This window comes from Pseudoalteromonas sp. DSM 26666 (assembly GCF_900116475.1).
Classification (GTDB): Bacteria; Pseudomonadota; Gammaproteobacteria; order Enterobacterales; family Alteromonadaceae; genus Pseudoalteromonas; species Pseudoalteromonas tetraodonis.
In genome coordinates, this window is the sequence record NZ_FPAR01000001.1 from 304873 (window position 1) to 327368 (window position 22496).

14 protein-coding genes and 2 tRNA genes are annotated in these 22496 nt (G+C 40.0%); all 16 read left to right on the top strand.

Annotated features, from left to right (window positions below; translation table 11 throughout):
- Positions 1-236 precede the first annotated feature (236 nt).
- The 16 genes from BM380_RS01395 (at position 237) to pyrD (ending at position 22449) form a co-directional block, all read left to right on the top strand.
- A tRNA-Ser gene (locus BM380_RS01395) sits at positions 237-327 on the top strand.
- 51 nt (positions 328-378) lie between these two features.
- Positions 379-469, top strand: a tRNA-Ser gene (locus BM380_RS01400).
- A 174-nt stretch (positions 470-643) separates the two neighbouring features.
- A complete protein-coding gene (locus tag BM380_RS01405) occupies positions 644-1024 on the top strand; it encodes a hypothetical protein (protein WP_008112036.1) in 381 nt (126 codons plus the stop codon).
- Positions 1025-1152: 128 nt separating this feature from the next.
- Positions 1153-1611 carry a GAF domain-containing protein gene (locus BM380_RS01410; RefSeq protein WP_008112037.1) on the top strand — a complete coding sequence of 153 codons (459 nt, stop codon included), beginning with the start codon at positions 1153-1155 and terminating at the stop codon, positions 1609-1611.
- Positions 1611-1889: a hypothetical protein gene (locus BM380_RS01415; RefSeq protein WP_008112039.1), complete on the top strand. Its 279-nt coding sequence runs from the start codon at positions 1611-1613 to the stop codon at positions 1887-1889. Before BM380_RS01410 ends, BM380_RS01415 begins: the two co-directional genes overlap by 1 nt.
- A gap of 16 nt (positions 1890-1905) precedes the next feature.
- Positions 1906-2544, top strand: a complete 639-nt coding sequence (gene proQ / locus BM380_RS01420; RefSeq protein WP_090492478.1) for an RNA chaperone ProQ — start codon at positions 1906-1908, stop codon at positions 2542-2544.
- A 28-nt stretch (positions 2545-2572) separates the two neighbouring features.
- Positions 2573-4597: a carboxy terminal-processing peptidase gene (prc, locus tag BM380_RS01425; protein ID WP_090492480.1), complete on the top strand. Its 2025-nt coding sequence runs from the start codon at positions 2573-2575 to the stop codon at positions 4595-4597.
- 180 nt (positions 4598-4777) lie between these two features.
- On the top strand, positions 4778-6241 hold the full coding sequence (gene nhaC, locus BM380_RS01430; protein WP_175527438.1) for a Na+/H+ antiporter NhaC: 1464 nt from the start codon (positions 4778-4780) through the stop codon (positions 6239-6241).
- Between the two features lie 50 nt (positions 6242-6291).
- Positions 6292-8886 (top strand): aminopeptidase N, encoded by a 2595-nt coding sequence (gene pepN, locus BM380_RS01435; protein WP_090492484.1) that lies wholly within the window; start codon positions 6292-6294, stop codon positions 8884-8886.
- 3 nt (positions 8887-8889) lie between these two features.
- Positions 8890-9111, top strand: coding sequence for a DUF2835 family protein (locus BM380_RS01440; RefSeq protein ID WP_016900377.1), 222 nt, complete (start codon positions 8890-8892; stop codon positions 9109-9111).
- Positions 9112-9364: 253 nt separating this feature from the next.
- On the top strand, positions 9365-11461 hold the full coding sequence (locus BM380_RS01445) for a DUF1302 domain-containing protein (RefSeq protein ID WP_090492486.1): 2097 nt from the start codon (positions 9365-9367) through the stop codon (positions 11459-11461).
- A 13-nt stretch (positions 11462-11474) separates the two neighbouring features.
- A complete protein-coding gene (locus BM380_RS01450) occupies positions 11475-12839 on the top strand; it encodes a DUF1329 domain-containing protein (protein WP_008112052.1) in 1365 nt (454 codons plus the stop codon).
- A 124-nt stretch (positions 12840-12963) separates the two neighbouring features.
- A complete protein-coding gene (locus BM380_RS01455; RefSeq protein ID WP_090492488.1) occupies positions 12964-13959 on the top strand; it encodes a WD40/YVTN/BNR-like repeat-containing protein in 996 nt (331 codons plus the stop codon).
- Positions 13959-16280, top strand: a complete 2322-nt coding sequence (locus BM380_RS01460; RefSeq protein ID WP_058154688.1) for an efflux RND transporter permease subunit — start codon at positions 13959-13961, stop codon at positions 16278-16280. Before BM380_RS01455 ends, BM380_RS01460 begins: the two co-directional genes overlap by 1 nt.
- A gap of 210 nt (positions 16281-16490) precedes the next feature.
- Positions 16491-21332 (top strand): NAD-glutamate dehydrogenase, encoded by a 4842-nt coding sequence (locus BM380_RS01465; RefSeq protein WP_090492490.1) that lies wholly within the window; start codon positions 16491-16493, stop codon positions 21330-21332.
- Between the two features lie 106 nt (positions 21333-21438).
- Positions 21439-22449, top strand: a complete 1011-nt coding sequence (gene pyrD, locus BM380_RS01470; RefSeq protein ID WP_090492492.1) for a quinone-dependent dihydroorotate dehydrogenase — start codon at positions 21439-21441, stop codon at positions 22447-22449.
- Positions 22450-22496 lie beyond the last annotated feature (47 nt).

Consider the following 22496-nt stretch of genomic DNA (forward strand, 5'->3'; position numbering starts at 1 on the left):
GTGAAACTAAGTAGTTCCTGTAATTTAACTAAAATTAGATTACCAACTCTTATATGTTTGGGCAAACCTTTGTAGATCAATAGACAACTAAATTTAAATAAAAGTTCACTCGGCGTATAGGAATCGCCCTTTTTGCTTTATGTTTAAACAAATTAGTTGTTTTTTAATCACTTGAACAAATAATTGAAAAAAAAGCTTCACAAAGCCCATGGGTTTCCCTATTATTCAGGCCGTGCGGAGAGATGGCAGAGTGGTCGAATGCACCGGTCTTGAAAACCGGCAGGGGTTTATAGCCCCTCTAGGGTTCAAATCCCTATCTCTCCACCACCTTATTAAAATAACTATGAGTACACGCTTACTTGTAGTTTATGCACTTTCGGAGAGATGGCAGAGTGGTCGAATGCACCGGTCTTGAAAACCGGCAGGGGTTTATAGCCCCTCTAGGGTTCAAATCCCTATCTCTCCACCATTATATTAAAGCCCGCTTATTAGCGGGCTTTTTTGCGTCTAATTTTCTCTATACCTAACCTCAAAACCAAGTATATTTAGTTAAAAAATACGACCATAGTCTCTATTTATAAGCTACAGCTCTTAGGGCATGCTAAGAAATAAGATTTATGCTTGTGTATTTAAGGTTCTTACTATGAAACATCAACTTGCTAAAAGCGTCGCACTTTCATTATTATCTCCTGTTATTATCGGCAGTATGCTAGGAATATATTACGCATTGACTATGCGTGGTGACGCGGTGTCTATCTTTTTAGGGCTATTGATGACGGCCATTGCTAATGCCCACATAGTAGGGTTAACGATGGCTGCGTTTGTGGTGCCAGGCTACTTACTTATGTTTAAGTATTCTAAGGTGAATTATTCTGGGGTATTAACTCTTGGCTTACTGGGTGGCGCTATTTTTAGCTATCTGCTTAGTGCGACTACTGGCGAGATATTTTTAATCAATAGTGTGATGTCGGGATTTGCTGCAGGACTGTTTTTATTTGGCTTGCGTAAATCGGTACAAAGCTAATTGCAGAATATTTAATCAAGTGTGTCGTAAAACCATGTAATTTCCTTTTTTTTACCCGCAAAAGGTTTCAATTTTTAGTGACAAAGAGTACCTTTAGCTACTGTATGTTTAATAAGAAGTAGTTTGGTATGCAAAAGCACGATTTTTACCAGTCATTAGTTAAGCAAACTGAATCGCTGATAGGCGGTGAATCAAACATAATTGCCAATATGGCAAATATTAGCGCGCTGTTATTTACTTCTTTAGAAGATGTGAATTGGGCGGGCTTTTATTTTATGGATTCACCGACAGAATTGGTACTTGGTCCATTTCAAGGCAATCCAGCTTGTATTCGTATTCCGGTAGGGAAAGGGGTATGTGGCACTGCTGCGGCAACCGAGCAAACCCAGTTAATTTCAGATGTGCATGCGTTTGACGGTCATATAGCCTGTGATGCGGCGTCAAATTCTGAGATAGTTGTACCTATCATGAAAAACGGCCGTGTATTTGCGGTACTTGATATAGATAGCCCAAGTATTGGCCGATTTGATACTGATGACCAAGCAGGGCTTGAAGCACTTGTAAAATGCTTAGAGGCTAGCCTGTAATGAAAGATTTGCTAAATGTTCAAGATTACCTATTCGCCGTTCAAGATGTAGGTGATTGGGAAGGTGAAGAAGAACATGTAGCGGAAACGCTCAATGATTTGATTCACATGGCCTGGGATCGTCTACCTGATGATTTAGACTGTGATTCAATTGATGAAATTATAAATGGTATTTGGGAACATTTACGTGGTGATATGGCTGTGATTGAAACTGACTTTGAAGAGTTAGTTGATTGGAGCATCCACTATGTTGATTCTGCCCTTGATGAAAAGATGTGATTAAATAGGTTCTAAAATGGAAACCACAAACAAGCTAAAAGATATTAATGAAGTATTGGAGTTCTTATACCAAGAATTTCCACAATGTTTTAAACAAAAAGAAGGCATTCAGCCGCTTAAAGTAGGTATCTTTAAAGATATCGCTGAGCGTATTGAAGGGTCTGAAAAAGTTAGTAAAACACAAGTACGCCAAGCACTTAGAAAATACACATCTAACTGGCGCTATCTTGAAGCGGTTACTAAATCTGAGTTCCGTATTGATCTTGACGGAAATCAAGGCGAGAAAGTTGAGCAAGAGCATATCGACCACGCACAAAAAGCGTTGGAAGAAAGCCGTGCTAAAATGGCAAAGCGCAAAAAGCAGCAACGCCCACGTCAAGACTCAGATGCAAAATCTTTTAAGAAGAAGCCAGCGCATTCAGCTAAAAATCCATCAGCTGCAGCAAAACCTACCAAAGCCGCTGCGCCTAAGCGTTCAGGAAAAGTTGAACCTTTACCTGCAGGCGAGGTCAAGGTTAATAACAAGGTTAAAGTTAAACTTGGCCAAGCACTTGTTAATGCAGTAATCACTGAAGTAAACAAAGACGATGTTCACGTTGAACTAGTGACAGGTATGCAAGTAAAAACCAAAGCCGACAGCTTATACATTATTTAAGTTGCGAAAAAAAATTAAGGAGTTGTGTATGAGTAAAAAGTTTACGCTCATTCCGTTAGTTGCTGCGCTGTTTTCAGGTTCGTTATTTGCTGCAGTAGAGCCGGTAACATTAGAAGACTTACCCTTGTTAAAACAAGAAAGTCAGCACGGTACAGCCAGCAAACGAGTGGCTAATCTATTTACTCGTTCACATTACACACCCGTTCGATTTAACGATGAGCTTTCGAGTAAAGTATTTGATCGTTACATCGAATCCCTTGATTTTAATAAAAGCGTGTTTTTAAAAAGCGATATAGACTCATTTGAGCAATATCGTAACCGTTTTGATAACGCGCTGCTTAGCGGCCAGTTAGGGTTTACGTTTGATATTTTCAACTTAAGCCTTAAACGCCGTTTTGAACGTTATGAATTTTCACTGTCGCTACTTGAAAACGAAATGACGTTTGACGAAGAAGATGAATATTTTTATGACCGCGAAGATGCACCGTGGGCAACTACCCAAGCTGAGCTTGATGAAATTTGGCGCGAACGGGTAAAATATGATGCACTGCGTTTAAAAATGACTGGCAAAGATTGGCCAGGCATTAAAGAGGTGTTGACTAAGCGCTATAAAAACGCAGAAAAACGCCTTGTTCAGTCAAAATCTGAAGACGCATTTCAAATTGTAATGAACTCGCTAGCACGCAGTATTGAAGCGCATACTTCATACTTGTCACCTCGTCGTGCTGAACAATTTAAAATGGACATGGACTTAGAGCTTGAGGGGATTGGCGCAGTATTAACGCCTGATGAAGACTACACGGTTATTCGTAGTCTAGTTCCAGGAGGCCCTGCAGACAAATCTGAGCAGATTAAAGCCGATGATCGCATTATTGGTGTGGCTCAAGAGGGCGAAGAGTTTGTTGATGTTATTGGTTGGCGTTTGGATGACGTGGTTGATCTTATAAAAGGTCCTAAAGGCACTAAAGTACGTTTACAATATTTAAAGGGTGCTGATGCTCACGGTACGCCAAAGGTAGTTGAGATAACCCGTGATAAAATTCGTCTGGAAGACCGAGCAGCAAAATCAGAAGTATTTGAAGCCAGCTATTCAGATCTGACTAGTAAAATAGGGGTAATCGAAATCCCTGGCTTTTACAACAACCTTTCTAAAGATGTAAAAGTAGAACTTGCTAAATTAAAAGAGCAAAAAGTTGACGGTATTATTATAGACCTACGTCAAAATGGCGGTGGTTCGCTATATGAAGCGACGCAGCTGTCAGGCTTGTTTTTTGATCAAGGCCCAGTGGTACAAATTCATACATTAAATAATCGCATTGAAGAGCAAAAAGACCGTGATGGCATTACCTATTACGATGGCCCACTGACGGTACTTGTTGATAGATACAGCGCGTCTGCATCTGAAATATTTGCAGCGGCAATGCAAGACTATGGCCGCGCAGTTATTATAGGTGAACAAACCTTTGGTAAAGGCACTGTGCAGCAGCATAAAGGCCTCGCACGCGCTTATGATTTATACGATAACCCGCTAGGCAGTGTGCAATACACCATTGCTAAGTTTTACCGTATCAACGGCGGTAGTACGCAGCATAAAGGTGTGATCCCAGATATTACGTTCCCATCTGCCATTGACCCAGCTGAGTGGGGCGAAAGCAAACAAGACAATGCATTGCCATGGGATAGCATAGTAAAAGCACAGTATAAACAAATAGGGCGTTTAGATCCGGTCATCAATCATCTTGAAAAACAACATGATGAGCGAATTAAAACAGAGCCTGAATTTAATTATGTATTTGAAGATATTACCCGTTACAACGAAGAAAAAGATCGTAAAACGATTTCTTTAGTTGAGAAAAAACGTATTAAAGAAAAAGAAGAAAATGAGGCACGTGCATTAGCTCGTACTAACGAGCGTTTAAAACGTTTAGGTAAAGAGCCAGTAGAAAACCTTGACGATGTACCAGAGGTGATTGAAAAGCTCGACCCATTCCTTGAAGAAGCGGCACTAATAACGCAAGATTATATTAGATATGGTCGTATGGCTAAGCGCTAATTAAGGCTTTGCTCGTTAAAAAAAAAGGCGCTTAGGCGCCTTTTTTACTATCGATAATTTGCTAAATTGTTATAATCGCGGATTACCAAAAGTTGAGCTAGATCAACACTGCTCAATAAATGCGCGTACGTGCTAATAAAAATAATCAACATGCATCGAATGTGTGTAGGAGTCTATATTTTGAAGCCCATTGAAGAAAAACCACTTAAAAGTGCCACACTTTTTGATGCACTCATTCCAATTGCTGTATTAATTTGTTTGTTAGGTGCCGCCGTGTACTTATTTGGCGATGATTCATCATCAGGCCCGAATCAAATTGCATTACTGTTTGCAACTTTTGCTGCAGCACTGATTGGTTTAAAAAATGGCTACACATGGAAAAAATTAGAAGATGCAATGATTGAGGGAATTACCTTATCTCTTAGCGCTATTTTAATTTTACTCATGGTGGGGGCACTTATCGGAACATGGTTATTATCAGGAACGGTTCCGACCTTAATTTATTACGGCTTACAAATTATCAACCCTAGCTGGTTTTACGCCGCGAGTTGTTTAATTTGTGGCATTGTAGCAATGAGTATTGGTAGTTCGTGGACCACGGCAGCGACCATAGGTGTCGCATTACTTGGCGTTGCTTCTGGACTTGGCCTAGAGCCGACAGTTACCGCCGGTGCAGTTATATCAGGCGCTTACTTTGGCGACAAGCTTAGCCCGTTGTCAGAAACAACCAATTTAGCACCGGCTGTTGCTGGCGCTGATTTATTTGAACACATTCACCATATGTTATGGACAACTGTTCCAAGCTTTGTGATTGCATTAATCATTTTTGTATTTATGGGCTTCAATGCCACCGCGGCAGGCGAGTCGGGTCAAATTGATGAAATAACATCAATTCTTCAACAAAACTTTAATATTGGTTTAGAAATGTTGGTGCCTTTAATCGTGTTACTAGTTTTAGCAATAAGAAAAATGCCAGCGTTTCCGGCTATTTCTATTGGTGCTGTAATAGGGGCTGTATGGGCATTGTTATTTCAATCTGATTTAATTGCTAACCAAATAGATATGACTCAAGGTGAGTTTGTTGGTTACTTTAAACTGGTTTGGACCACTTTTTTTGACGGTTTTACTATTAGTACCGGTGATGCAAAAATGGACTCGTTACTCAGTGGCGGCGGCATGTCAGGCATGCTAACCACGACATGGTTGATCATGACGGCACTTATGTTTGGTGCGATTATGGAAAAAACGGGTCTACTTGATATATTTGTTAAAAGTATTCTTAAAATCGCAAAAAGTACCGGTTCATTAATTGCTTCAACTATTGCTACCTGTATTGGTACCAATATTATCGCAGCAGATCAGTATATTGCTATTGTTGTACCCGGGCGTATGTTTAAAGAAGAATATAAAAAGCGCGGGTTAAAGCCGGTTAATTTGTCACGCACACTAGAAGATGGTGGCACAATTACCAGCCCGCTCATACCATGGAATACCTGTGGTGCGTATATGCAAAGTGTCCTATTAATCAATCCGTTTGATTATGCACTTTATGCATTTTTCAACCTTATAAATCCTTTCTTAGCCGTTATCTATGCTTACTTAGGTATTAAGATACTGCGTATCAAGCCTAAGCAAACGGCTTAATTTAAGTAGCTCCTTTTATCACTAAAAGGGGCTATTTTTTTGGAGTGATCATGACTGAACTACAAAAACCTCAAGCAGAATATTTAAAAGACTATAAAGCCCCCGATTTTTCAATCGAGCATACTGAGCTGACTTTCGACTTACAGCCATTAACGACTCAAGTAAATGCTTTATTAACGCTTAAACGCGTGGGTGATTCAAATGCCCCTCTGGTATTAGATGGCATTGACTTAACCCTGATCTCTTTATCAATTGACGGTGCAGAGCTCACAGATTATAAAATTATAAATCAGCAATTAATCATTAATAATCTGCCTGATGAATGTCAGTTAAGCATAGTGACGCAAATTTCACCGCAAACAAACACATCACTTGAGGGATTGTACTTATCGGGAGGCGCTTATTGTACTCAATGTGAAGCGCAAGGGTTTAGAAAAATAACCTACTACATGGATCGTCCTGATGTACTTTCAACTTTTGATGTCACTATTATTGCCGATACGGCATTTCCGCATTTGCTCTCTAATGGTAACCAAGTGGACAGTGGTGAAACGCAAGATGGACGCCATTTTGTAAAATGGCAAGATCCGTTCAAAAAGCCGAGTTATTTGTTTGCTCTAGTGGCAGGGGACTTTGATGTTTTACACGATAAATACACTACCCGCAGTGGTAAGGATGTCACCCTAGCGTTATTTGTCGATAAAGGAAACTTACCTAAAACAGAGCATGCTATGACGTCGCTTAAAAAAGCAATGGCTTGGGATGAGTCACGTTTTAATTTAGAGTATGACCTTGATATTTATATGATTGTTGCCGTTGATTTCTTCAATATGGGAGCAATGGAAAATAAAGGGTTAAACATTTTCAACAGCAAATGCGTGCTGGCAAATCAAGAAACGGCAACCGATAAAGATTACCACACCATTGAGTCTATTGTTGGCCACGAGTACTTTCATAACTGGACCGGAAATCGTGTAACTTGTCGTGATTGGTTTCAGCTGTCTTTAAAAGAAGGTTTAACGGTATTTAGAGATCAAGAGTTTAGCAGTGATTTAGGCTCTCGTGCGCTAAATAGAATTGACGCGGTAAAAGTGATGCGCACTCATCAATTTAGCGAAGATGCCGGCCCAATGGCACACCCAATACGCCCAGAAAAAGTCATCGAAATGAATAACTTTTACACCGTTACAGTGTATGACAAAGGGGCTGAAGTTATTCGTATGATGCATACATTGTTGGGTGAGGAAAATTTTCAAAAAGGCATGACACTGTATTTTCAGCGTCATGATGGACAAGCGGTTACCTGCGATGATTTTGTTGCGGCAATGAGTGATGCATCATCAATTGATTTATCACAATTTAAGCGTTGGTATAATCAGTGTGGGACACCACGTTTAAACGTTACCAAAGCGTATGATGAAAGTGCACAAATCTTCACGCTCACTATAGAGCAACTTGCGCCCCTGAATCAGCCTGATAATGCGATGTTACATATTCCTTTTGCGATTGAACTTTTAGATCAGCAAGGCCAAAGTATTGCATTGCAATACCAAGGTAAAAAGGTTGATAGCGTATTAAATGTTACTCAAGCTAAACAAACATTTCATTTTAATAATATTGAACACAGTCCAACCGCCGTATTGCTAGAAGATTTTTCAGCACCGTGTATTTTGAATCAACAGATCACTGAAGCTGATTTATTACATATTATGCGTTTTGCACGCAGTGACTTTTCACGCTGGGATGCACAACAACAATTGTTTATTAATGCACTCAAGGCAAACGTTATTTCAGCTAGTAATGCACCACTAAGCGATGCCGTTATTGATGCACTTAGGGTGCTAATATCGCAACGAGAGGGTGATTTAGCGCTGATTGCTGAACTCTTAAAACTGCCTAGTTTTGATACTTTAGCTGCGGAGTTTGACGTTATTCCGGTTGATGACATTATTGCCAATATTGAGCTATTCGAACAACAAATTGCCAAACAACTACATACTGAGTTATTAAGTTGTTATCAGGCAATCACCGATGATGGTAGTGTGAGTGCCAAAGCGGTGGCTATTCGCGCTTTAAAACAACTTTGCTTGCACTATTTAGCAAAAACAGATAGTGCTAAGGCGGCAAGCTTAATTGAGCAGGCAGCAGCATCAACAAATATGACTAATGTGCTTGGCGCTTTGAGCAGTGTAGTTAAAGCTGCGCACCCATTATCAAATCAATTACTTGCGCATTTTGACAGCCAATGGCGCCATGATGTGCTAGTAATGGATAAATGGTTTGCTTTACAAGCAATGAATAGCGCTGATGATGCCATTGAGAAAATTAAGGCCTTGTATACACATCCATGTTTTGATCTTTCAAATCCGAATCGAGTTCGTGCATTAGTGGGGAGTTTTTCGCACTTTAATACCGCACAATTTCATCGCTTAGATGGTCAAGGTTATACATTACTTGGCGATTTATTAATTAAGCTTAATGCGATTAACCCGCAAAATGCATCACGTATGTTAACGCCGTTTATGTCATGGCGCCGCTATGATGAAACCCGCGCCAGTGCAATGAAAGCGCAATTAGAGCGCCTTTCGAATTTAGAAGGTTTAAGCGATGATTTATTTGAAAAGGTTGAAAAAGCTTTACAATAAATCATGATAGAACATTATTTTTATATAAATTTGAGCTATAACGAGTGCATGGATTATTACCATGGCCGGTATAGCTCAATTCAAGTAACAGCTGATAGCGGCAAAACAATTCGTTTTGCTGCGCATTATCTTCGGCCCTTCATGTCTAGTTTAGGTATTCGTGGTCGGTTTAGACTTATTTTAAGTAATGAAAACAAGTTCATCCGTCTCGAACGAGTAGCCTAGCTGTTGTTTTTTGTGATATAGATATACACAAATATTGCCTTTTTGTTAATTTCGATTTGTTCTATTGTTAATTTACGTGTATAAATTATCTGGTATGACGTCTTACCAATACGTAAACGTTAAACAAATAAAAAACTTATAACTGATTGAAGGCGACCATTTGTAATTTGTTTAATTCGCTTCTATCGTTACGATTACACTAAAAACAATAACTTGATCACACAAAAAATACCCGCGACAGGGGGGAACCAAAATGATAAGAAGATCGCTTTTTGTTAAAAATAAAATAGTACTCGGCTTAACAGCTGCGGCTATCGGTTTATCAGCAGCACAGACACAGGCTGCAACATTTGAGGTAGGCGGTTTTGATATCGCTTTCGACTCTACTTTTTCTTATGGGCAAAGCATTCGCGTAGAAGACCGTGACTTTAACCTCATTGGTAAAAGTAATAACCCATCATTTGATTGGACAGGTTATAACCCAGCAATCAATACAATTTATTCATCTCAAGATGTCTGGGCTCAACCGGGCTCTTACTCAAATAATGGTGATGCAGGCGATTTAAACTTTGATAGCGGCGAAACTTTTTCAAAGCTATTAAAAGGTACGCATGACCTATCAATAAGTAAAGATAACTACGGCTTATTTACTCGTTTTATGTATTTTTATGATTTTGAATTAATGGACGGCGATCGTGCCTACGTTAATCCAACATCTGGTCAGGGTGTAGATCCGTGTGATGATGATGATACTAAAGAGCAAAGCTGTGCTGACATTCGTTTACTTGATGCGTATGTGTGGGCAAACTTTGATTTAAATGAAGGCAAAAACCCGCTTTCTATTCGAGTTGGTCAACAAGTGGTTAACTGGGGGGAAAGTACATTAATCTCTCATGGTATTAACGTAAACCCGGTTGATATTGACCGATTAAAAGCACCAGGTGCTGAACTAAAAGAAGCGTTTATTCCGGTTGGTATGTTGTGGGCCTCATTAGGGCTTACAGAAAACATGACCTTAGAGGGCTTTTATCAGTATCAATGGCATGAAACACGTTTACCTGCAGCAGGGACTTATTTTTCTACCAATGATTTTGCGGCTGAAAACGGTTATCAACAAAATGTACAGCTTGGTTTTACCTCAAACCCTGATATTGACTTAGCGTTTTTAACAGATAACTTGAATAACCTGATGGCAACTTATGGCCAAGTGGCTGCGAGCCAAGGTATTGACCCTTCAAGTGCAGCTGGACAACAATTACTGGCCAATATGTACTTAGCGTACCCAACTAAGGTTGCTCTTAAAGGTAAAGGCTATGATGGAAAAACAGAGCCTGATGATGGCGGTCAATATGGTCTGCGCTTAGGTATGTTTTTACCAGAGTGGAACGATACAGAAGTGGCACTTTATCATGTAAATTATCACAGCCGCCGTCCACTTATTTCGGGCCGCGTATCTAATTTCACGCAAGCATCATTGCAACAAGATTTAGCGATGATTGCCACCACTGAAATTACCTCTGATAACGTCTCTGACTTAAAAGCATTTGCTAAAGCGACAAACGAATACCCTGAAGATATTAAACTATATGGTTTGAGTTTTAATACCTCGCTGGGTGAAACCGCGTTTGCAGGTGAATTCACTTTCCGTGAAGACGAACCATTACAAATCGATGACGTAGAATTACTTTATGCAGCTATGCCTGAGCAATTAGCGATTGCCGGCTTACGCCCTGAATTTGCGGGTATTTCGCAAATGAGTATAGGTGATGCTGCAAGTGTTGTAGGTCCAGGCGAGCTAGCTAAAGGTTACATTGAACGTAATACTTCACAGCTACAGTTTACGGCAACGCATTTATTCGGCCCTTCATTAGGTGCTGATAGCTGGGCAGTTGTCGGTGAAATTGGTGGTGTTCGCATCAACAATATGCCTGAATACGATGAAATGCGTTTAAATGTTTCTGGTACTGGTCGAAGCGGCATCATGCAAGGCCCAGGTAGTTCAGACTATTCTGCATTGCATATGGCTTTATCAAATGGTCCTGAGCAAAAATCGTTTGCTACGGCGTCGTCTTGGGGTTATCGCTTAATTGCCAAAGGTGATTACTTTAATATTTACAATGGTATTAACTTCTCACCTCGTTTTGTGTTCTCGCATGATGTTAATGGTAATACGCCTGATCCAATGTTCTTATTCATTGAAGATCGTAAGTCACTAGGTGCTACTATGAGCTTTAATTACCAAAATGCATGGTCTTTAGATGTAAGTTACAACTCATTTTGGGGTGGTGGCGACACCAACACTTTCTCTGACCGAGATTACGTTTCTTTTAACTTAAAATATTCTATCTAGGGGTAACATTATTATGATTAAAAAACCTACCCTCATTGCTACAGCGTTTTGTAGTTTGTTTGCAAGTCACACAGCACTGGCTAAAATTAGTCCAGAAGAAGCTGCGCGTCTAGGTAAAGACCTAAGCCCAATTGGGGCAGAAAAAGCAGCTAATGCAGATGGTTCAATCCCAGCGTGGAACGGCGGTATTACTGCTGCACCAGCAGGTTATGAGCCGGGTATGCACCACTTAGACCCTTACGCAACTGATGAAGTATTGTTTACTATAGATAAAAGCAATATTGATAAGTACAAAGAAAATTTAAGCCCAGGGCAAATAGCATTATTTGAAGCGTACCCAGATACGTTTAAAATGCCTATTTACAAAACACGTCGTTCAGCGTCATACCCACAGTTTGTATACGATGCGACAAAGAAATTTGCTACTACAGCTGAATTAGTTGAAGGTGGTAACGGGATTAAGAACACAGCAATTGGTATTCCATTTCCAATTCCTAAAACAGGTTTAGAAGCAATTTGGAACCATTTACTTCGCTATCGTGGTCAATCAATTGAGCGCTTCGGTGGTCAGGCAGCGCCAACAGCATCGGGGTCGTACAACTATGTTGGCTTTGATGAGCAACTATTAGTTAAATATTCTGATCCAAGTGCAACGCCGGCTGAACTACAAGACTCTAATATTTTGTTTAAGTTTAAACAGCAAGTGACAGAGCCAGCACGTTTGGCAGGTACGGCATTGTTAGTACATGAAACCATGGATCAAATATTAACACCACGTCAAGCGTGGACGTATAATTCAGGTCAGCGTCGTGTTCGTCGTGCACCTAATGTAGCGTATGATGCTCCGGGTACAGCAGCAGATAGCTTACGTACAACCGATGATTTTGACATGTTTAACGGCTCGCCAAATCGTTATAACTGGACGCTAAAAGGCAAGCAAGAGCTTTACATCCCATACAATAGCTACAAGCTTCACAGTGATAAGCTAACCTATGATGATATTTTAAAGCCGGGCCACATCAACCCAGAGCATACACGTTATGAAAAACACCGTGTGTGGGTTGTTGAAGCGAACTTAAAAGATGACACGCGCCATATTTATAAAAAACGTGTGTTCTACATTGATGAAGACAGCTGGCAAGTACATGTTACCGATATATACGATAATCGCGACCAACTTTATCGTGTAGCAATGGCTTATGGCCTTAACTACTACGAAGTACCGACTCAGTGGAGTACGCTTGAGGTATACCACGACCTTAACTCACGTCGCTACTTAGCCATTGGTTTAGATAACCAAGAAAAGATGTATGATTTTTCTCAGTCATTTAATGATAATGAGTTCACATCGAGCGCTTTACGTCGCGCTGGTAGATAGTATAAAAGCAGGCACCTAGTTTCCTAGGTGCCTTTTTTCTTTCACATCGCGTTTGTCTATTAACGCACAGGTTTTCCTCTTTATAACAGACAAACAAATCCTCAGTTCAAGGCGAATTTAATTTATGAAGTATTTGGTTTATGCCAGCCTGATCCTAAGCGGTGCGAGTTTTGCACAAGACGCACCTTTAAGTGCGATTAGCGCGATTAATGCAGATAAAACACTCCTTACCGATATCACACAAACCTCAGCAGGGCTCATTGCTGTGGGTAAACACGGTACGGTAATTAAAAGTGTTGATGGTAACAATTGGCAACAAGCACAATCAGTGCCTACACAAGTATTACTAACGGCGGTTGAATTTACTAATGATTCTCACGGCTGGGCATGTGGACATGACGCCACAATTATAAATACCACCGACGGTGGTGAAAACTGGCAGTTACAACAAGCAAAGCCCTCACTTGATAAACCCTGTTTAGATATTTATTTTAAAGACGATTTACATGGTTATGCTGTGGGCGCCTACGGTATGTTTTATCAAACCAGTGATGGCGGCGAATATTGGCAAAAACGGTTTTTAGATTCACTGTTATTTAGTGAAGATAGAGCGTACTTAAACGATTTAAAAGAAACCGATCCCGAAGGGTATGAAATAGAAACCTCGTCTATTTTGCCACATTTTAACCGCATAGAACCGACTAGTACGGGTTTAATACTAGTGGGAGAGATGGGCTTAATGGCAAAAAGTGATGACGATGGCCAAACATGGCAACGGATAGATGAAATTTATCCTGGCTCGTTTTTTGGTTTTGCTTTTGATTCATCGCAACAAATCGTCGCGGGGCTACGCGGTAATATTTTCGTAAATAAAACCGACAGTGGACAATGGCAGCATTTAGAAAATGACAAAACCGCCACTATTAATAGCATTATCAACTACAACAATAAACAATGGCTATTACTGGCTAATAGCGGTGTTATTTTTCATCTAAAAGATGATGAGCTGTCATACGAGCAATTGGCCGATGGCAAAGCAATACTTGATGGTGTAATTGTTAAAGATAGACTTATTATGGCGACAGAAAATGGCATTAAAGTGAAGGAGTTGACCCCTTAATGCAAGCAATTTTAGATTTCTTAGAAAAAGCGATTTTTAGGCACCGCACAGTAGTACTCATAAGTTTTGTGCTAATTACCTGTTTGTTGGTTTTTAAAGCAACACAGATTCAACTTGATGCGTCATTTAATAAAAATATCCCGCTCAATCATGAATACATGAAGGTATATACTAAACATGAGAAACAGTTCGGTGGTGCAAATAGTATTTTAATTTCTGTATGTGACGACAGCGGAGATATTTTCAATCCTGAATTTTTTACCCAATTAAAAGCAGTGCACGATCAGCTTTATTTTATTCCTGGGGTAAATCGTCCTTTAGTAAATTCTATCTTTTCACCCAGTGCCCGTTTTGTTGAAGTCGTTGAAGACGGTTTTGCCGGTGGCCCTATCATTCCAGCTAACTTTAAAGCAGACAAGCAAGGGTTAGGCGTTGTAAAAGAAAACATTGAAAAGGCAAAAGTAGTTGGTCGTATGATAGCAAGCGATTATTCGTGTGCCATGGTCACCGCCCAACTGTTAGAGACTGATCCGCAAACACAAGAAAAATTAGACACCCTCGCGTTTGCAAAAAAATTAGAAACCGAGATTCGTGAACCTTTAAGTACTGATAATATCAGTATTCATATTATCGGTTTTGCAAAAATGGCTGGCGATATCGCTGAAGGCGCAAAAGGGGTTGTTTTATTTTTTGCCATCGCGATTGCGTTTACATTCGTCATGGTATGGCTGTTTTGTGGCAGCTTGAAACTCACTATTTTACCAATTGTGTGTTCTATTATTGCCGTTATTTGGCAGTTAGGCTTATTGTCTAGTTTAGGCTTTGGCCTTGATCCTATGTCAATTTTAGTTCCTTTTTTAGTCTTTGCAATTGGTGTAAGCCACGGTGTGCAGATGATCAACGCCATTGGTAAAAAAGTCACTGAGGGCAAAACGACCGCCGTGTGTTGTCAATCTAGCTTTAGAGCTTTGCTGGTGCCAGGTGGGATTGCGTTGTTATCAGATACGGTTGGCTTTTTAACACTTTTAACTATAGATATCGGCATCATTCGTGAACTGGCTATTACAGCAAGTTTAGGGGTGGCTGTTATTATATTTACTAATCTTATTTTATTGCCTGTATGGGCATCGTATATGCGTTTTGAAAACAGCATCCATATTCAATCGGGTGATGCCAACAAACCTAATATACTCGATGCAATGCGCGATTTATTAGTTAAAGCAACTGACCCTAAAACAGCAAAAATGATCATAGGTTTTACCTTGGTTTTATTTGCATTGGGTTATTGGCAAGCAGATAAAATGCGTATTGGTGATTTACACGCAGGTGCGCCATCGTTGCACCAAGATGCACGTTATAACCAAGATACCTTTTTAATATCGGACAAATACACCATTTCGTCTGACATTTTAAAAGTGATTGTGGAAGCATACCCTGCGGCCTGTACAGAGCACGATGTAATGGAACGTATATCGCGTTTTCAATATAAAGTTGAAAACTTAGCGGGCGTGCAGTCAGCAGTGAGCCTGAGTTCAGTGGCACAATCAGTCAATGCCGGTTACAACGAGGGCAATTTAAAGTGGCAAAGTTTGCCGCGCAATTCTGCCAGTTTAGTGCAATCAACGTCACGTGTAGAAACCAGTACAGGGTTATTAAACGGTGATTGTTCGGTAATGCCGGTGATTATATTTTTAGACGATCACAAAGCACAAACAATTGATAACGTGATTGCAAAAGTAAAACAATTTGCCGATGAAGAGGGCACAGATAAACTTGCCTTTAAATTAGCGTCAGGACCAGTTGGTGTTATGGCTGCAACGAATGAGTCTGTTTCAGCAGCGCAAATACCTATGATGTTGTATGTTTACGGTGCGGTTATTATTTTATGCTTACTTAGTTTTAAGAGTGTAAAAGCAACAATTGCGGTGGTATTACCCTTGTACATAGTATCAACCCTTGCACAAGCACTGATGGTACAGCTTGAGATTGGTCTGACTGTTTCAACGTTACCAGTGATTGCTCTGGGTGTAGGTATTGGTGTTGATTACGGTATTTATATTTTGTCATCGATGATGGGGCAGTTAAAACAAAACGTACCATTGAGTATTGCTTATCGTAATGCATTAGTTGAACGTGGTAGTGCGGTGTTATTTACCGGTATTACATTAGCGATTGGTGTAAGTACGTGGATTTTTTCTGATTTGAAGTTCCAAGTTGATATGGGAATTCTGCTTACCTTCATGTTTTTAGTAAATATGTTGGGCGCAGTGTTACTTTTACCAGCAATTGGCAGCTTGCTCTGGACTGACCAGAAAAAATAAGGTGAATAAATTTGCTCCAAAATGGCCAGTAATGGCCATTTATATCTATATTTTGTGAATAGATGACCAAATAGCTGAAATGCTTAAAATGTTTTCATCGAAAAGGCTGTTTATTAGTTTCAAAAGGGTTAGAATTTAACTGACTCCACGCTAATAAATGGCTGTACAAATACTCTGCTAAACTAGCAGTGATAGATTAAGGAACATACAATGACACGAAATGAAGGCCAAGCCTCGGTTATTTTAGATAACGTCTGTAAGCTTATCCAGAAAAAAGTTCGCGCTGATAATGTGTTACTCGTTGAGAAATTCGCCAAAGCCTTGTACAGCAATATGTCTAAAGAGGATTTGGCAAATCGCAACGACAGTGACTTATATGGTGCTGCACTTAGCCTTTGGAATTCGCTAGAAAAAAATACATCAGATGACGCAGTTATTCGCGTTTTCAACCCTGAAGTGGCAAAAGATGGCTGGCAGTCATCGCATACCATTGTAGAGATCATTGCTAAAGATATGCCATTTTTAGTTGACTCTGTGCGTATGGCCATGACACGAGAAAACATTGCCTCTCACTTACTTCTACATAGCCCACTGAAAATTCAACGTGATAAAAACGATAAAATATCAGGGTTATCAAGCTTAAAAGCAGAGCAAGAATCAACATCAACAAAAACAGTATTCTTCATAGAAATTGACCGTCAAACAGATGCTACTGTTATTGAGTCTTTCAAAAAAGAACTTGAATCTGTACTCGTTGATGTATCGGTTGCGGTTGAAGATTGGCAGCCTATTCGCGAAAAACTAATCGCAGTTAGCAAAAGCTTGCCTAAAAGCCACAAAGATAAAAATGATAACGAAATAAATGAAACCGTTGAGTTCTTAGATTGGCTAGTAAAAGACAACTTTACATTAATGGGTTACCGCCAATATGAGCTCTCGCCAGTCCAAGGTGATTATCAATTAAAAGGTAAAATGGATACCAGCTTAGGGTTAATGAAAAACTCAGATGCTGAGCATACACGTTTGCTTTCTGAGTTACCTGAAGTGGCTCGTCAAGAAGCACGTAGTAGTAACTTATTAATTTTAACAAAAACCAATTCATTATCTCGAGTTCATCGCCCAGCCTATATTGATTATGTGGGTGTTAAGCGTTTTGATGACAAAGGTAATGTGATTGGTGAAGACCGTTTTATAGGTTTATTCTCATCTAACTTTTATAACAACAGCGCTGCTGATGTCCCGGTTCTTAAAAGCAAGATTAATCGCATTATGGATATGTGTGATTTTGCTAAGGGTACACATGCATACAAAGCGGTATTAAACATCTTAGAAACCTACCCACGTGACGAATTAGTGCAAGCTCGCGAACATGAGCTACTTGAAGTTGCTATGGGCGTGTTACAAATTCAAGAACGCGATATGTGTCGTTTATTTGTTCGCAAAGATGCATACGGTCGCTTCCTATCTTGTATGGTGTATGTACCACGTGAACGTTATAACACGGCGCTGCGCCGCGAAACGCAGGCTATTTTAGCGAATGCATTTAATTCTGACGTTAAAGTCGAATTTACTACCTATTTCTCAGAGTCAACACTGGCGCGTACTCATTACACCGTTCGTGTGACCGATAACAATATTGAATATAACGTGAAAGACATAGAAAATAATCTAATTGAAGCCGCTCGTACCTGGGAAGATAAACTCCAATCAGCCTTACTCGAATCTGCTGGTGAAGCACGTGGTAACGAATTAAACCGTAAATACTGCAACGCTTTTGCACGTTCATACAAAGAAGAAGTACTACCAAGTGCCGCTGTTGTTGATATTGAAAAGCTAGAAATGCTAAACGATGACAACAAACTTGAGATGTTGTTTTATCGTCCACAAGAAGAGGCGAGCAGCAATATTGTTCGTTTAAGCTTATTCCACAAAGATGAGCCAATTCACTTATCAGATGTGATGCCAATGCTGGAAAACTTTGGTTTACGTGTTGTAGGTGAAACACCTTACTCAGTTAAAACCAGTGATGGTGGCATTAATTGGATCATGGACTTCTCAATGCTGATTGATAGCAAAGGGATGGCCGATTTTGATAAAATTTCCGCACGTTTTCGTGCCGCACTAACCAGTGTGTGGGCAAATCGTTTAGAAAACGATGGTTTTAACCGTTTAGTGTTAATGGGTGGGTTAACCGGTCGCGAAGCATCAATTTTACGTGCGTACGCTAAATACATGCGCCAAATTGGGGTTACTTTTTCGCAAACGTACATCGAAAGCACCTTTGCTAATTACCCACACATCGCGGCTAAAATCGTTAATTTATTTGCTAAAAAATTCTCAGTTAAAAGTCCTGCAAGTGCTAAAACACTTGAAAAACTAGGCTTAGAAATTTATGCAGAGTTAGAAAACGTAGCGAATCTTGATGATGACCGTATTATCCGTTTATACGTTGATATGATTGTTGCAACGCTGCGTACAAACTACTTCCAAAAAGATGCTGAAGGTAAGTTTAAGTCATACATTTCACTTAAAATTCAACCAAGTTTAATTCCAGAAGTACCACTGCCTGTTCCTGCGTTTGAGATTTTCGTTTACTCGCCGCGTGTTGAAGGTGTGCATTTACGCTTTGGTAAAGTTGCGCGTGGCGGCCTTCGTTGGTCAGACCGTCGTGAAGACTTCCGTACTGAAGTTTTGGGCTTGGTAAAAGCGCAGCAGGTTAAAAATACCGTAATTGTACCGGTTGGTTCAAAAGGTGGCTTTGTATGTAAACAACTACCTAGTGAGCGCGAAGCGTTTATCAAAGAAGGCCAAGAATGTTACAAAATCTTCATTCGTGGCTTATTAGATATCACAGATAATATTGAGCGCGGCGAAGTTGTACCTGCTGTTGATGTTACTCGTCATGATGAAGACGATGCGTACCTAGTGGTTGCAGCGGACAAAGGAACTGCGACTTTCTCTGATATCGCGAACGGTATCGCAATCGAATATAACTTCTGGCTGGGTGATGCGTTTGCATCAGGTGGTTCAGTAGGTTACGACCATAAGAAAATGGGTATTACTGCGCGTGGTGCATGGGAGTCTGTTAAGCGTCATTTCCGTGAAATGGATATTAACTGTCAAACCACAGACTTTACTGCCGTTGCCATTGGTGACATGGCCGGTGATGTATTTGGTAATGGTATGTTGTTATCAAAGCACATTCGTTTGCAAGTGGCGTTTAACCACTTACATATTTTTGTGGATCCAAACCCTGATGCAGCTGCTTCTTACCCAGAGCGCGAGCGTTTATTTAATTTGCCACGTTCATCATGGGAAGATTACAACAAAGAGTTAATTTCAAGCGGCGGTGGTGTGTTCTCTCGTGCAGCCAAGTCGATTACGCTAACCCCAGAAATGAAAAAAATGTTGGGCACTAAAAAAGCCAGCATGACGCCTAATGAATTGATCAAAGCCTCACTTATGATGGAGTTTGATTTATTGTGGAATGGCGGTATTGGTACATACATTAAGCACTCTAAAGAAACAGATGCGGATGTAGGGGACCGTGCAAACGATGCACTGCGCATTAATGGTAAAGACCTTGGTGCTAAAGTCTTTGGCGAAGGCGGTAACTTAGGGGCAACCCAGTTAGGTCGTATTGAATTTGCTGCTAAAGGTGGCCGTGTAAATACTGATTTTATCGATAACGTAGGCGGTGTTGCGTGTTCAGATAACGAAGTAAACATTAAAATCTTACTTAATGGTTTAGTTGCCGAAGGTGATTTAACACGTAAGCAACGTGATGAGTTACTTTACTCAATGACCGACGAAGTATCTGAATTAGTGCTTAAAGACTGTTATCGTCAAACACACACTTTATCGATTACCCAATCGAAAGGGACCTCAACGCTTAAAGAAAAAATTCGTTTTATTCATGCGCTTGAAAAAGAAGGCAAGTTAGACCGTGCGATTGAGTTTATTCCGACGGATGAGGAGTTAGCAGAGCGTGCTGCCGCAGGCAGAGATTTAACACGTCCTGAGCTTTCAGTGTTGGTCTCTTATGCGAAAATGGTTCTTAAAGAGTCATTAGTAACCGACGAAATTACCGAAAACCCTTACTATCGTCAGTTATTGGTTAAATCATTCCCACGTCCATTACGTGAGAAGTTTAACGATGCTATGAATAATCACCCACTACGCAAAGAGATCATTGCCACTAAGTTAGCAAATAATATTGTTAACGATATGGGCTTAAACTTTATGGTGCGTATGAATGAAGAAACAGGTGCAAACGAAGCTGAGATTGCATTATGTTATTCAATCGCAAGTGAAATATTCCAAATGCGTGACACTTGGTTATCAATTAGTGACTTAGATAACAAGATACCGTCTAACGTACAAACAGAAATGTTGTACCAGTTACGTCGTACTGTTCGTCGTGCAACTCGTTGGTTCTTACGTCACCGTACGAAAGCACAAACAATTGAGCAATCAATTGAAGCATTTGCACCAACATTTGCCGATTTAAGTGAAAACTTAAATAAATACATTGTTAAAGCAGAAAGCGATCGTATAGAAAGTGCACGTGAAGAGCTAACGCAAAGCGGTGTTCCGGTTGAGATTGCTCAGCGTATTGTATCGTTATCAAGCTTGTTCTCTGTAATGGACTTGACACAAATTGCGCAAAACTCTAATCGTAAAATCGATATGGTATCGCACACTTACTTCAAACTTGGTGCGCAAATGGGGCTACATTGGTTCTTAGACCAAATTACTAATCAACCTGTTTCAAACCATTGGCAAGCACTTGCGCGTGCTTCATATCGTGAAGAGTTAGATTGGCAACAACGTACATTATCTGAAGTAGTGTTAAACAGCTTTGAAGGTGATAGTAGTGATGTTGATGGCCAAATTGAACAGTGGATGGATAGCCAAGATCTGTTGTTACAGCGCTGGAAACAAATGCTAACTGAATTTAAAACATCGCAAAGTCATGACTTTGCAAAATTCTCAGTTGCACTTAGAGAGCTTATGTTACTAGGCCACAACTGTGATACCTCTGCAAAGTAATAAACTGCAACTGATTAAAATTAATCGTTAAACAGTTTTTTGTTATATAATACCTCAGCCTTGTCTGAGGTATTTTTTTGTCTACAACTTTAAGAGGATTATATTCATGTTTTACGATTTAGCTCGCCGTTTTATGTTTACCCGTGATGCGGAGTGGGCCCATGATTTTGCTCTTAATAACTTACGTCGCTTTGCTAATACACCGTTAAGTGCCGCGTGGTCACAAAGCGTGGCAAATAAGCCTGTGAACTTTTTAGGCCTCGAATTTAAAAATCCCGTAGGGCTTGCCGCTGGTCTTGATAAAAATGCCGAGTGTATTGATGCATTTGCCCAAATGGGGTTTGGTTTTGTCGAAGTAGGCACAGTAACACCGCGTCCACAAGCAGGTAACGATAAGCCTCGTATGTTTAGATTGCCACAGTCGAATGCAATTATTAATCGCATGGGCTTTAATAATAAAGGCGTTGATAATCTAGTAAATAACGTAAAAGCAGCAAAGTATGATGGCATTTTAGGTATTAATATTGGTAAAAATAAAGATACGCCGAATGAACAAGGCAAAGATGATTACATTCACTGTATGCGAAAAGTGTTTGAGTATGCATCTTACATAACCGTCAATATTTCATCACCTAACACACCAGGATTGCGTGACTTACAATATGGCGCAGCATTAGATGACCTATTGCAAAGTTTAAAAAATGAACAGTTAGATTTAATTGCCAAGCATAATAAAAATGTACCTATGCTGGTTAAAATTGCGCCAGACTTAGATCCTATTCAAATTGAACAAGTGAGCGAATCATTATTAACGAATAAAATTGATGGTGTGATTGCCACAAATACCACCCTTGAGCGTAGCCTAGTGCAAGGTCAGCAGTATGCTGATGAAGCAGGGGGGTTATCGGGTGCTCCGGTTAGAGAGCGTTCAACTCATATTGTTTCTGAACTAAAACGTTTAACTAATAATCAATTACCTATCATTGGTGTAGGCGGTATTGATGACGTTCAATCGGCTAAAGAGAAGATGAACGCAGGGGCTGATTTGATTCAAGTTTACACTGGATTTATTTATAAAGGACCACAATTGGTCAAGTCGATCATTAAAGGCTTATAAGGATCTTTTATCTAAGCTTTTGATCGTTCGATAAATGTTCTAAAAAG